Source organism: Massilia sp. 05N420 (assembly GCF_056397205.1).
This window is the reverse complement of the sequence record NZ_JBFTMX010000016.1, coordinates 90,658-104,227: the sequence shown is the minus strand read 5'-3', so window position 1 is coordinate 104,227 and position 13,570 is coordinate 90,658. Positions and strand designations below refer to the sequence as shown.

The following is a 13,570-nucleotide window of genomic DNA, read 5'->3' as shown; positions in this document are numbered from 1 at the left end:
AATTCTTGTCCGCCTGTCGAAATCCTGTCAAGGCGCCGCTGCCTAGAATGGCGGCTGCTTGTTCCAACAGGAGACCATTCGATGAGCACTCACACTACCCTCCGCCGCATCACCGTGCCGCAGATCCGCGCCATGAAGGGACCTGGACGCATCGTCTCCCTGACTGCCTACACGAGTTTGATGGCGAAGCTGATGGATGATTATGTCGACCTGATCGTGGTCGGCGACTCGACCGGCATGGTGGCCTACGGGATGGAGTCGACCCTGCAGGTCGGCCTCGACATGATGATAGCCCACGGCAAGGCGGTGGTACGCGGTGCCGCGCGCGCCTGCGTGGTGGTCGACATGCCCTTCGCCACCTATCAGGAATCGCCGCGGCAGGCCTACCGGAACGCAGCCCGGGTGCTGGCCGACACCGGCGCCCAGGCGGTCAAGATGGAGGGCGGCGAAGAGCTTCTCGAGACCGTGGATTTCCTGGTACGGCGCGGGATTCCGGTGATGCCGCACATCGGCCTGCTGCCCCAGCACGTGCAGGCGATGGGCGGCTTTCGCTACCAGGCCCGCACGCCGGAAGAGATCGACGCGCTGGTGCGGCTGGCGCGCGGCCTGGAGCGGCAAGGCGCCTTCTGCCTGCTGATCGAAGGCACCAGCGAGGCGGCGGCGCGCACCGTCACCGGGGCGGTGGCGATCCCGACCCTCGGCATCGGCGCCTCACCCAGCTGCGACGGCCAGGTACTGGTCACCGAAGACATGCTCGGCCTGTTCTCCGACTACCGGCCGCGCTTCGTCAAGCAGTATGCCGCGCTGGCCGACAATATGCGGGAGGCCTTCGGAAAGTACCGCGACGAAGTCCGCGACGGTACTTTCCCCAGCCTCGATCACTGCTTCGCGGCGGCCGGCGCCCCGGCTCAGAAGAACTTGTAAGCGGCCGACACCGAGAACTGGCGGCCGAACAGGTTCTGGCTGTGGTTATAGCCTTCCCAGCCGTTCGGATCGTAGTATGGGCGCTTGTCCAGCAGGTTCTTGACGTTCAGCCCCACCTCCAGGTTCTTCACCGGCTTCCAGTTGAAGCCCAGGTTGACCGTGGTGTACGAGGGCGCGCCGTCGCAGGAGCTCTCCGGCAGCGCAATCCCACCCGAGGTGCACTTCTCCGGCGCGTTGTCGGTGTCGTAGGGACCGTAGGCCCACTTGGTGCGGCCGGTGAAGTTGACGAACAGGCTGGTCACGAAGTTGCGGTAGCTCCAGTCGGCGTTGACGGTCGCACGCAGGCGCGGCGAATCGTAGTAGCCGACGTAGTTGCCCGAGAAGCCGCTGCCGTCGTCGTAGTTATAGGTCTCGCGGCGGCGGATGGTCGCCGCCACGCCCGTGTTCAGCTTGCCCCAGGCGCCCAGCGAGAAGCGGGTGCGCGCATCGATGTCGAAGCCGTCCACCAGCGTGCGGCCGCGGTTCAGGTAGGAGTTGATCAGGCCGCCCAGGTTGCCCACCGAGTAGCCCGGCACGCCGCCGGCGCAGGCCGCCGCATTCGCCGCGTTGGCGCACATGCCGCGTACCGCCGCCATGTTGGCGCGGTCGGCGTCGGTGAGATCGTTGCGGATCGCCTGGCTGGTGCCTTGCAGCGCCGGGCCGTACTGGTCGACCAGGTCGGTGAACAGCTGGTTGAAGTCCTGGCGCACGATCTCGTTGCGGCGGTTGACGATCCAGTAGTCGATCGAGATGCTGACGTCGCGGGCCGGCTGCAGCACCACGCCCAAGGTACCGATCTTGGCCTTCTCCGGCTGCAGGTTCGGATTCGGCGGCGTCAGGCCGCCCACCGTGGTCGAGCAGTTCGAGTTCAGCAGAGTCTTGCCGAGATCGACGTCGGTCGGCGTCACCGATTTCATCAGCAGGCGCGCCATCGCATTGGTCTCGTCGCAGCGCACGGTGTCGCGGATGCCGCCGACCTGGGCGAACACGCCGCCCTCGCCCGATTCCGCCAGGTTGGGCGCGCGGAAGCCTTCCGAATAGGTGCCGCGCACCAGCAGCTCGGGACGGGCGCGCCACTGCACGCCGATCTTCGGCGCCAGGTTGGCGGCAAAGTGCGGGTACTTGTCCAGGCGCGCCGCCGCGTTCAGTTCCAGCTTGTCGGTCAGCGGCACCACCACTTCGCCGAACACGGCGCCGATGGTGCGCTTGCCGTCGAACCAGGAACCGCCCTGCTGGGTGATCAGGCCGTTGACGGCATCCGGATTGCCCGGGGTCTCGAAGCTCTCGCGCATCAGGCTGGTGCCGACGGCGGCGCGCACCTCGCGCTCGCCGATCTTCGCGATCGTACCCTCGATCTTGGCGTCCCAGGTAATCAAACGGGTCCAGGACTGGATGTCGAAGGTCGGGAAGGCTTCGCGCAGCAGGGCCGCATTGGCTTCGCTGATCTCGCCGAACTTGTAGGCCGGATTGTCGGCGATGTAGGGACGCTTGGTGACCGGATCGATGGTGGTCGGGCCGAAGGCCTTCTCGAAGCCCTTGGTGTTGATGTTGGTGGTCTGGTACAGGGTCGAGTGGCTGCCGGCGACCGCCAGCGCGGTCTCGAAGTCCCAGTCGCCGAACACGGTGCCGCGCAGGCCGGCCAGCGCGCGGTAGCTGTCGTCGATATTCGTCTGGCCGAAGTGGCCGGGCGCATCCTGCAGGATGTAGTTCAGGCCGGCGGCGCCGCCCATCTTGGCGGCCATGTCCGGATCCAGCCTGCCCTTCAGGTAGACGTTGTTCGGTCCCAGGTAGGGATTGACGAAGGTGTTCAGCGTGGTGCCGGTATTGCGCGCGAACCAGTTGCTGGTGCTGCCGCTGTTGAAGGTGCGCGGGCCGTTCTCGCCGCGCATGCGGATATGGGTGTAGGCGCCTTCGGCGAAGCCTTCCAGGCTGTCGCTGATGCGCAGGCGGCCGGCCAGGTAGCCTGTGGCGCGCTTGGACAACGGGCCGGTGTCCAGCGCATATGGCAGGTTGTTCCAGATGCAGCGGGTGCCCGATGCTTCGACGATCGAGGACGGGCAGCCGTTCACCGCGCGTTGGGTGCGGGCATTGTTCTTCAAAGGGTCGAACACGAAGAAGGTACCGGGGTTCATCGTGCCCGGCTCGCTGCCGGTACCGATGCGGAAGTTCGGGATGAAGTTCGGGTTGTTGACGTAGAAGTACTCGGGGCGCTTGTCGTAGGTGTCGGCCAGGGCGATGCGGTCGCGCTGGTAGAGGTTCAGCGAGCCGTAGACGTTGTAGCCGTCGTTGCCCAGGTCGCCCTTGCCGAACAGGATGCTGCCCTGGCGCTCGCCATAGGACGAAACCCGCGACGAGGAATCGTTGCTGCCGCGGACTTCGAGGCCCTGGTAGTTCTTCTTGGTGATCACGTTGATCACGCCGGCCACCGCATCCGAACCGTACACCGCCGAAGCACCGTCGGTCAGCACTTCCATGCGTTCGATCGCCGCGGCGGGAATCGCGTCGATGTTCACGAACATGGTCTGGAAGCCGGCCGGCGCACCGTAGAAGGACAGGCGGCGGCCGTTCAGCAGCACCAGCGTGCCCTGGGCGCCGAGGCCGCGCAGGTTGGCCTGCGAGCCGCCGTCGGAGCCGGTGAACATCGAGCGGAAGTCTTGCTGGGCCGGACGCGCGGCCGGCAGGTTGTCGAGCACCTGCAGCAGCGTGCGGGCGCCCATGTTCTCGATCTCCTTGGCGTCGATCACCTGCACCGGCGAGGCGGTTTCGGCGTTGATGCGCTTCAGGCTCGAACCGGTCACTTCGACCCGCGCCATCTTCCCTTCCTGGCGCGTGTCGTCGGACTTCGCCGGCTTGTCCGCCTTGACCGCCTGGTCTTCCGCCTGGCCGGCAGCGACGGCGCTCGACGCCAGTCCAGCGGCCGCCAGGGCGGCCAATAATGTTTTCAGCTTCATTTTTCTCCTCCTGTGTTTATTGATCTTGTGTGTCAGCTTGTGTGCAGCAGCAGCGCCGATCCGGCCGGCAGCGCGAGTTGGAGCCCGCCGTCCCGCGCCACCGGCGGCATGTTCCGGTAGCGCAGGGTCCAGCCGGCGCCCGGCGCCAGGGCGCCCTCGCCTTCGCCGAAGGCCAGCGCGTAGCGCGCCTCCAGGCCTGGCGCCCGCAGCGGCGCGGCGCGTACGCGGGCGCCCTTCGGCAATCCCGTGAGGCTGAGCAGCCGCGATTCGGTGGCACTCGTATTGATGGCGACGATGCGCACGCCATCCCCGTGCGCGGTCGCGTACACGCGCAGGCCCGGCAGCGGGTCGGCGCGTTCGAGTTCGTAGAAGCGGCCGCCGGCCAGCAGCTGGGCACAAAGCAGGCCGTAGTACAGCGGGCGCGGCGCGAAGCCGGTCTCGAGGTCGCCGCCGATCGGCGAGTAGTTCGATGCCGCCGCCTCGATGCGCGCCAGGACGTCTTCGCCGCGCTTGTCGATCCCGCGGCCGCGGGTGTCGTGGCCTTCCAGCGAGCTCTCGATGCTGCGCCGCGGCCCGCCCTGGAAGCAGATCCCGGTGGCGCCGTTGAACGCCGCCGACAGCGTGAAGTCCAGTCCCCACAGCGCCGAGGCGAAGGCGTTGCTGACGCCGTCGCGCCCGCCGCGGTAATAGGAATTGGTCTCGGTCAGCCAGAAACCCTGCGGGTGGTTGCGCGCCGCCCGGGCCAGCGCGGCGATCTCGCGGTCGACATCGCTGTCGTGCAGCAGGATGTCGGCCAGCGATCCGCGCTCGGCCGCCTCGCGGTAGTAATGGCGGCTGAGCAGTACGGACTCCGGCACCTCGTTCCCGAAGCGCTGCACCCAGTCGGTGTTGGCGCCGCTGTCCGGTCCCGCGATGCCTTCACGGCCGAGCGGCGCGGCCAGGCGGTCCCAGGCCGCCTTGTACTCCTCGTAGCGCTTGAAGTAGTTGTTCGCCTCGTTGCCGACCTGGAGCGCCAGCAGGCGCGGGCCCAGCCGGCTGCGCACCATGCGGGCATGGCGCTCGACCAGGTCCACGCTGCCGGCCCGCATGTTCAGGCCGAACACGACTTTCCAGCCGGTAGCGTCGAGGAAGCCGGCCAGCGCATCGATCGCGTCAAGATTCACGTCGTAATAGGGCTGCACCCGTTCGCGGTCGCGGTACAGCGGGTGCAGCACCGGCAGCGGGCCGTCGAAGCCCGCCGGTTTCGCCAGGTCGCTGGTGTTCCCGCCCAGGCGCAGCACGCCGTGCGGATTCAGGCGCCGGAAGGCGTCGACCAGACCGGTGTTGGCGGCCGCGAAGAAGCGCGGGTCGCGCAGGTTGTCGGTCTCGTAGCTGAGGCCGACGATGGTCTGCGCAACCGTGTTGCCGGTGGCGCGCGCCGGGATGGCGATGCGCGCACCGGCCGCCGTGCCGGCGGCAGAAGCGGCGCTGGAAGCCAGCGGCAGCGCCATGGCGGCCATGCCCTGGATGAAGCTGCGTCGGTCGAGCATGGGATCAGTAGCGGTCGTCGAATGCGAAGATCGGCTTGCGGTCGCGCCAGGCGCCGCGCGTGAAGTCGGGGAAGTCCAGTGTCTGGAAGCCCTGCGCCACCGACTGCTCGGACAGCGGCGTGATCGCGCTCCAGGTGACGGCGTCGTAGATATCGATCGGCATCGGCGCATCCGCCTTCAGCGCTTCGACGAAGGCGTGGATCACGAAGAAGTCCATGCCGCCATGGCCGGCGCCGGCCGCGCGTTCGCCATAGCGGCGCCACAGCGGATGGTCGTACTTGTCCTGCCAGGCCTGGAAGGCATCCCAGCTGTGCGGCTTGCTCACGCCTTCCACGTGCACGCCCTGGTTCAGGTCCATCCACAGGCCTTTGCTGCCCTGCACGCGGAAGCCCAGCGAATACGGGCGCGGCAGCGAGGTGTCGTGCTGCAGCAGGATGGTTTCGCCGTTCTCGGTGGACAGCGTGGTGGTCACCACGTCGCCCAGGCTGAACTTGAGCTTGGTGTTCGGATGGCCGGGCGACTGGCGCTCGATGTAGTCGTGCAGGCCGCGCGCCTTGGTGGCGAAGCTGTTGATGCGGGTGAAGCGGTTGCCGCGGTTGATGTTGGTGTACATCGCGCAGGGGCCGATTCCGTGGCTCGGATACAGGTCGCCGTTGCGGCGCACCGAGTGCAGGGTGCGCCAGCGCGCCTCGGACCAGCCCTTGTCGCCGAACTCGACCCCGCCGCCGACCACGTGGGCCGCATCGCCGCCGTTCAGTTTCACGGCGCGCAGGTCGTGCTGGTAGCCGCCCTGCAGGTGTTCGAGTTCGCCGAACACGCCGGCGCGCACCATCTGCAGCACCGCCATCACGTCGCGCCGGAAGCACACGTTCTCCAGCAGCATGTACGGCGTGCCGGTCTTGAGCTGGGTGTCCAGCACGTCCCAGTGGTCGCGCAGGGTGACGCCGGCCACCACTTCGCAGCCCACCGGCACCTTGGCGCGCATGGCGTCGATCGCCATCGGCGCATGCCATTCCCAGGGCGTGGCGATGATCACGCCGTCGACCTGCTTCGAATCCAGCAGGCGGCGGTAGGCGAACAGGTCGCCGTCTTCGCCGTAGGTGCGCGGACGCGGCTTGCCGGCCTTTTCCACCTGGGCCAGGGCCTGGCCCAGCATCACCGGCTCGATGTCGCACAGGGCGGCGACCTCGACGTCGTCGCGGCGCAGCAGTTCGCGCAGCAGTACCTGGCCGCGCATGCCGGTGCCGATCATGCCGAGGCGCAGGCGTTCTCGGGTGGCGCCGAAGACCGGGCCGGCCAGGCCGGCGGCCAGGGCGGCACCGCCGGCCTGGGCGGTCTTCAGCAGGAAATCGCGTCGATTCATCATTTTGTCTGTCTCCATTCTCAAAAGTTGTATTCGGCACTCACGCGGACCGAGCGCGGCGCGGTGCGGCTGGCCACCTGCAGGTAGCTGCGCGAGATGTCGCCGCTGCCGTCCTCGCGGGTCTCGTTGTAGCGGGTGACGGTCTGGCGGTTGAGGACGTTGAACACGTCCAGCTTCAGGCTCAGGCCCCTGGCGAAGACCGGGTTCCAGGCCGCGTTCAGGTCGAGCTGCATCTGCCACGGCGTGCGTCCGCGGCTGCCGCGCGGCGACGGCTTGCCTTCGCAGAAGAAATAAGCGGCGCCGTAGTCGTCGTCGAAGTGCAGGTTGGCCGGCAGTTCGCCGATGCAGTTGCGCGGCGAGCCCGAGATCAGGGCCAGGTTGCCGCCCAGGGTCAGCTGCGGGGTCGCCTGCACGAAGCCGTAGGCCTTGATCTGGTGGCGGTGGTCGCCCGGCAGGTAGCCGTAGGCGTTGTACATCAGCTCCTTGTGGTCGTCGCTGACGGTCAGCGCCACGTCGCCGCCGCCGATGGTGTCGGTCTGGCCTTCCATATTGCCCTTCAGGCTTGAGAGCGTGTAGGTCAGCTTGCCGTACCAGCCGTCGGCGAACGGGTGCTCGACGAACATGGTCAGCGCCTTGTAGGTGCGCTTCGGCAGCGGATTGCCCCACTCCGCCGCGCTGATGTCGACCCGGCGCAGGCCCTTGCCGTCGGCGAAGTCGATGTACAGGTCGTTGTCGCGGCCCGGATTCATGATCGCGCACTGGAAGCCGCCCCAGTTGCTGGTATCGACACCGTTGCGCGAGGCCCAGGCATCGATCGGACGCTGGTCGCAGGTGTCGTCGTTGGTGTCGTTCAGGCGGCGGTACAGGACGCTGGCGCCGGCCACCAGGCGGCGGCCGAAGGCGCGCTCGAAGCCCAGCGAGACCTCGTCCTGGGACAGCGGCTTGAGGCCGATCGCCGTCACCTCGCGCGCATCGCGGCCCTTGCCGTAGGCATTGTTGGCCGAATACGGATCGCTGATCGCATGCAGGCCAGTCGGCGCGCCGGTGACCGGGTCGACGCCGGTATAGGTGTAGTACTGGCTGGTGCGCAGCAGCGGCGCCGCCATGTTGCTGGACAGGTTGGACGGCACCGGCAGRTGGTAGCGGCCGGCGTTGGCGAACACGCGCAGCGAGCTGTCGCCCATCACGTCCCAGGTGGCGCCGAAGCGCGGCGCGATCATGTTGCGCTGGGAGATGAAGGCTTCGCCGCTGGTCGTGTAGTTGGTGAACTGCTCGCGGCGCAGGCCGAGGTCGAGCAGCACGCGCTCCGTCACCTGCCAGTGGTCCTGCAGGTACTGGGCCGATTGCACGCTGGTCGGACGCGCCAGGTTGGTGTCGAGGTCCTTGCTGACGTAATAGCCCTGCGGGCCGTAGCCGCCGCCCTGGTCGGTGGTCTCGAAGGCGCCGTTCAGCAGGCGGGTCGGGTTGGTGGTCTTGCGGTAGGTCCAGCGGTAGCCGCCGGCCAGCACCGTGCCGACCAGCGAATCGACCTTGATGCGGTCGATACCGCCGCGCAGCGCGTGGGCGCCGAGCTTGTACTCGAGGTCCAGGCGCAGGCCTTTCTGGCTGTCTTCCGAGGCCGGATCGGGCAGGCTGCCGGTCACCTTCTGCGGGTTGTTGTAGACCAGGCCCGGCACCTGGGTCGTGATGCTCGACGAGGTCTGGGCCAGGGTCGGATCGTAGCCGACCGGGATCCGCTGGTGGATCGAGCGGGTGTCGCCGTACAGCGCGGTCGCGGTCAGGTTGTCGCTCAGGTAGCCGGTGTACTTGAGGATGGCGGCATCGGCGCCCGGGGCGGAACCGCCGCCACAGCAGTTGATGGTCTCCGGGTTGACCACGGTGACGGTGGTGCCGCGCTTGAAGCTGTTGTAGTCGAAGCCGGAGTATTGGCTGTTGCCGGTGGTGCGGTCGAACAGGCGGGTGAATTCGATGCGGTGGTCGTCGCTGATGTTCCAATCCAGCTTGGCCAGGTAGCGGTCGGTGACGGTGTGCGCGCTGCTCCAGCCGTTGGTCGCCTTGGCGGCGGCGCTGGAATCGGTGGAGGCGGCCACCGCCTCGCTGTTGCTGACGGTGCGCTCCAGGGCGACGAAGGCGAACAGCTTGTTGCGCAGGATCGGACCGCTGCCGTACAGGCCGGCCACGCGGCTGCTGGTCGTGTTGTCGCGGTTCCAGTACAGCAGCTTGCCGTCGGTGTCCGGATGGGCCCCGGTGTTCGGCCAGTAGATGTTTTCCGGCGCGCCGCGCAGGCGGCCCGGCAGGAATTGCAGCTTGCCGCCGAACTCGAACTTGTTGCCGCCGCTGCGGGTCGTCACGTTGATCACGCCGCCGGTCGAGCGCCCGAACTCGGCGCCGTAGCCGCCCGACAGCACCTGCATGTTGGCGATCGCGCCGAAGGGCAGCTCGGAGGCGCCCACCTGGGTCAGGATGTTCGTCACCGGGAAGCCGTTGACGTAGAAGGCGTTCTCGGACTGGCCGGAGCCCGAGATCGAGGGCGCGTTGCCGTACTGGCTGTTGGTGCCGCGATTCGCGCCCGGGGTCAGCTGCACCACCGAGGCAATGTCGTTCGCCACCGGCAGCGAGCGCAGTTCGCGCGCCGTGAACACCACGCCGTTATTGGTATTCGAGACGTCGATCACCTGGCGCGCCGCGCTCACCACCACGGTCTGGGTGCCGCCGCCGCCGGCGCCGAAGCTCGCTTCCACGCCGGAGCCGACCAGCGCCTCGACTTCGCGGGTCGCCTCCACCGCGCCGCCGCGCAGCACCTTGACCGCATAGCGGCCCGGCGGCATCGAGGTCGCCACGTAGCGTCCCGCCGCGTCCGGGGTCAGGCTGCGCTGGGCGCCGGTGGCGAGGTTCTCGATGACCACCGTGGCGCCGGCGGGCGTGCGCACTTCGCCGAAGATGGTGGTGGTGGCGTTCGACTGGGCCCAGGCCTGGCCGCCGCCGCCGGCGGCGGCGAGCGCGATCAGGATGGCGGCAGCGTGCCGGATGGCGTCGTTGCGCAGGGTAAGACGCTTGGTTTTCATGCACATCTCCTTGGTGAAGGATGCAGGCTCCCCTCCCTGTTCGGGACAGGGGCCTGCGTTTCGTGTTGTGGAGTGAATCAGCGTGGGGTGACGGTGGCGCCTTCGCTGCCCGTCAGCTGGGCGTTGGCCCAGTTGGCGCACACCTGGCCCGGACTCTGGCCCTGCGCGCCGAGGGTCCGCAGGCTCAGCTCACGCAGGCCGCGGATGTCGATTTCGGGCTTGACCACGCCCGGGGCCTTGACCAGGCCGCTGTCGTAGAGCAGCTTGCTGCCGCTCCAGACCTGGAACTGCAGCCCGCCGGCGCTGCGGCAGCTGTCGTCGATGCCGAGGTCGGCGCGCAGCAGGTTCCAGTCGCCGCCCAGGGCGAGGTCGATGCGGCTGCTCGGGCCGACGCCCAGGCCCTTGCGGAAGCGCAGGCCGTTCATGCGCATCTCAGGCGCCTTGCTTGCCGGCCGGTCGCGCGCCACCGTTTTCGGCAGCGGCAGCTCGGACAGGTAGCGCTGGATTTCCGGACGCTCGGCCACGCGGTGTTCGAGCACGTGGAACTCGGACAGCGTGATCGGCGGCACGTCGGCCGGCAGCGCGGCGTCGTAGGCGCGGGCCGGAACCGCACCGCTGGCGGCAGTCACCATCGGATCCAGCGCGCTGGCGCCGTCGCCGTCCGGGTTCTGCACGCTCAGCACGCGGAAGCGCAGCAGGCGGCCGGCGCTGGCCGGGAAGGAAATCGTCTGCATGCCTTCGGCCAGCTTGAGGCGGCCGCGCGCCACCGGGCTGCCCCAGTCGCCGTTGGTGTCGCCGACATAGACCTCGTAGTCGCGCACCTGGCCGCTCTTCCAGTGCTTGTCGTTGCGCGGGGCGAGCTCGATGCCGTCGATCAGGCGGCGCTCGCCGAAGCCCAGCACCCATTCGTGCGGACCGCTGCGCACCGCCTGGCTGCGCACCGTGCGGAACCAGGTATCGGGCTTGCCGTCGAAGGCGCRCTCGATGTTCTGGCCCGGTTCCTCGGCCGGACGGTTGATCACCGTGATCGCATCGGCCGGAATCGCGCGGCCGGTGTCCGGTGCGGCCGGGAAGGCATCGTCGGTGCGGGCGGCCAGCACGCCGCGCACGTCCAGCACCAGCGGCTGGCGGATGTCCTGGGCCGCGGTTTTCACGTGCAGGGTACCGTGCCGGTCGGCGGCGTCGAAATACCAGCCTTCGGCGCTGCTCTCCAGCACAGCGGCGCTCTGCAGGGCCGGCAGCGCGCGGCCGCCCGCCAGCACCGCGGCAGGGGCGTGCGCGGCCAGCATCCGCAGGCCGTAGCCGCGGCGCGCTTCCTGGCCGGCATAGCTGCCGTCGACCGCGCCGGCTTCGAGCTGCAGGTCGGCGCCATTGGCATGCATGCGGATGCGCTGGCGGCTGGATTCGCCGTCGCGGTAGCGGCGGGTATTGCCGTCGTCCTCGTACAGGTCGAACGCGGACTCGCCGTCGGCCGCCGGGTAGACGTCGAAGGTGACGCGGTCCTTCGGCTTCTGGCCGTCGTATAGCGTTTCCGGATACATCGGCAGGATGGCGCCGGCGCGCACGAACACCGGCAGCTTGTCGAGGGTAACCTGCATGTCGAGGTCGCGCCCGGCGGCGCCGGCGGTGGCCTGGCGGCCGTCCCAGTAGTCGTACCACGTGCCCTGCGGCAGGTGGATGCCCTTGCGCCAGCCGCCGCTGGCGGCCTGGCTGCGGTAGACCGGCGCCACCAGCATGTCGCGGCCCAGCAGGAACTGGTATTTATAGCGTTCGCTCAGGGCGGCCGGGTCCTGCGGATAGTCCCACATCAGGCCGCGCACCAGCGGCGCGCCGCTGTCCTCGGCCTCGCGCGCCAGGGTGTACATGTAAGGAGTCAGGCGCAGCTTGAGCTTCAGGTAGCGGCGGTTGATGTCGCGATAGGGTTGGTCGAACCACCATGGATGCTTGCGCTCCGCGGCCGACCAGCCCGACATCCCCATCAGCACCGGCGTGAAGCTCTTCCACTGCAGGTCGCGGGTATAGGTTTCCGGGCTGCCGCCGAAGATCGCGTCGACGTCGCCGCTGGCATAGGCCTGGCCGGACAGGCCGGAGCCGATCAGGGTCGGCACGTGCCAGCGGATGTAGTCCCAGCTCGCGCTCTGGTCGCCGGTCCAGGCGACGGCATAGCGCTGGGTGCCGGCCCAGCCCATCACGGTCCAGATGAAGGGGCGGCTGTCGGAATTGTTCATGATGCCGTCGTAGGCGGCCTTGTTGGCGTCCAGCGAGAACTGGTAGCCCTTGCCGGTCCAGGCGACATCCAGCTTCTGCACGCGGGTGCCGGCCTGGCCGACTTCCCAGGCGATCTTGTCGACGCCGTTCTCGGTCCACAGGCCGGTGCGGAAACCGTAGCCGGCCAGGCCGCGCACGGTCTCGGGCAGCGAGGTATAGCCGCAGCCGTAGCCGTCGTTCGGCAGGATCCAGCCGCCCGGCATGTCGTGCTCGCGGTAGCGCTTGGCCACGCTGCCGATCACGTCCGGGGTCTTGCCGGTCGGGCCGTCGCTCCAGCCCTGCGGCACCGTGCCCGGCTTCTTGACGTTGTCGCCGTCGTTGTAGCAGTCGGCGTCGCCGTATTCCAGCGCCCAGCGCGGCAGCAGGCGCGCGCGGCCGGTCCATTCCGTGTACAGGCCGAGCGCGCCGCGCAGGTCCTTGCCGACGAAGTAATAGGCGTCGAAGCGGCCCTCGGCGTGCTGGAGCACCGCCTGCTCCGGGTTGCGCAGGTCGTAGCTGCCGTCGCTCCAGGTATTGCGCAGCACGCCCCAGCCCTTCGAGCTGAGCAGGAAGGGCGCGGGATTCGGGCGGTCGCCCTCTTCCCAACCGCCCGAGTAGGACACCGCCAGTTCGCGGCCCTTGAATTCATAGCGTCCGTTCTGCTGGCCGCCGCCGAAGAAGTGTTCGCCGGCGTCGCTGGACAGCACCTGCACCGCCTGCTTGGCGCCGATGTCCAGCGGCTGCAGCTCGCGCCACAGCGGCGTCTCTTCGCCGGCGCGGTAGAGCGTGAAGCGCAGCGGCTTGCGGTCGATGCGCAGCGCCAGCGCGGCGGTGCGGATCGTCATGGAAGAAGGCGTTTCCTCGACCGTGTGCGCGACCTCGGCGGCCGGGGTGCCGACCACGATGGTCGCGGCCTTGTCGCCGGGGCCGGCCAGGGCATCGCCCGGACCCGCCCAGATGCGCACGACGTCGGCGCGCGCCAGGCTCACCTGTATATGGGCGCCGGTATCGGTACGCAGGTCCCAGGAGCGGCCGTCGGCGCCGGCCTTGACGCTGCGCAGCTGGCCCAGGGGGGCCGCCTGCGCCGGCATGGCAAGGGTGGCGCAGGCGGCGAGGACGCAGCCGGCGAGGAAACGAAAACGGAAGGGGGTCTTGTTCATATGTGTCTCGAAATTACGTTTTGTTTCGCATAATGTAGAAACAAAAATAAACAAGGTCAACAAAAACCGCGAAAAACACGGAAAAACGCCGCAAAAGTGCATGAAAATGGCGCTCAAACCTTTCGTTTAACCCAAATTTCGTAATTTTGTTTTCGTTTAGTTGGTAATTTGCCACATCATTCGCTTCCGATTGTGGCTGCATTGCGACTATCCGTGCCGATACCGAAGCTAAAGCCTTAAATATCTTTCGAAATATCTTTCGTGTTTGACTTTTCGAAAATAACTATTTATG

Annotated in this window: 6 protein-coding genes; 1 reads left to right on the top strand and 5 read right to left on the bottom strand. The window is 68.0% G+C overall.

From position 1 onward, the window contains the following. Positions 1–81 precede the first annotated feature (81 nt). The gene (gene panB, locus AC1DIX_RS12985; RefSeq protein ID WP_477324758.1) at positions 82–924 is read left to right on the top strand and encodes a 3-methyl-2-oxobutanoate hydroxymethyltransferase; all 843 of its coding nucleotides are present in this window, start codon (positions 82–84) and stop codon (positions 922–924) included. Here panB and AC1DIX_RS12980 read toward each other — a convergent pair. The 5 genes from AC1DIX_RS12980 to AC1DIX_RS12960 form a co-directional block, all read right to left on the bottom strand. Next, positions 909–3,914: a TonB-dependent receptor plug domain-containing protein gene (locus tag AC1DIX_RS12980; protein ID WP_477324756.1), complete on the bottom strand. Its 3,006-nt coding sequence runs from the start codon at positions 3,912–3,914 to the stop codon at positions 909–911. The two genes, panB and AC1DIX_RS12980, sit on opposite strands and share 16 nt — an antisense overlap. Before the next feature lie 32 nt (positions 3,915–3,946). Beyond that, positions 3,947–5,443, bottom strand: a complete 1,497-nt coding sequence (locus AC1DIX_RS12975) for a hypothetical protein (protein ID WP_477324754.1) — start codon at positions 5,441–5,443, stop codon at positions 3,947–3,949. 4 nt (positions 5,444–5,447) lie between these two features. Beyond that, positions 5,448–6,809: a Gfo/Idh/MocA family protein gene (locus tag AC1DIX_RS12970; RefSeq protein ID WP_477324752.1), complete on the bottom strand. Its 1,362-nt coding sequence runs from the start codon at positions 6,807–6,809 to the stop codon at positions 5,448–5,450. Positions 6,810–6,826: 17 nt separating this feature from the next. After that, positions 6,827–9,871 (bottom strand): TonB-dependent receptor, encoded by a 3,045-nt coding sequence (locus tag AC1DIX_RS12965; RefSeq protein WP_477324750.1) that lies wholly within the window; start codon positions 9,869–9,871, stop codon positions 6,827–6,829. A 77-nt stretch (positions 9,872–9,948) separates the two neighbouring features. After that, on the bottom strand, positions 9,949–13,278 hold the full coding sequence (locus tag AC1DIX_RS12960; RefSeq protein WP_477324748.1) for a TIM-barrel domain-containing protein: 3,330 nt from the start codon (positions 13,276–13,278) through the stop codon (positions 9,949–9,951). Positions 13,279–13,570: the final 292 nt, after the last annotated feature.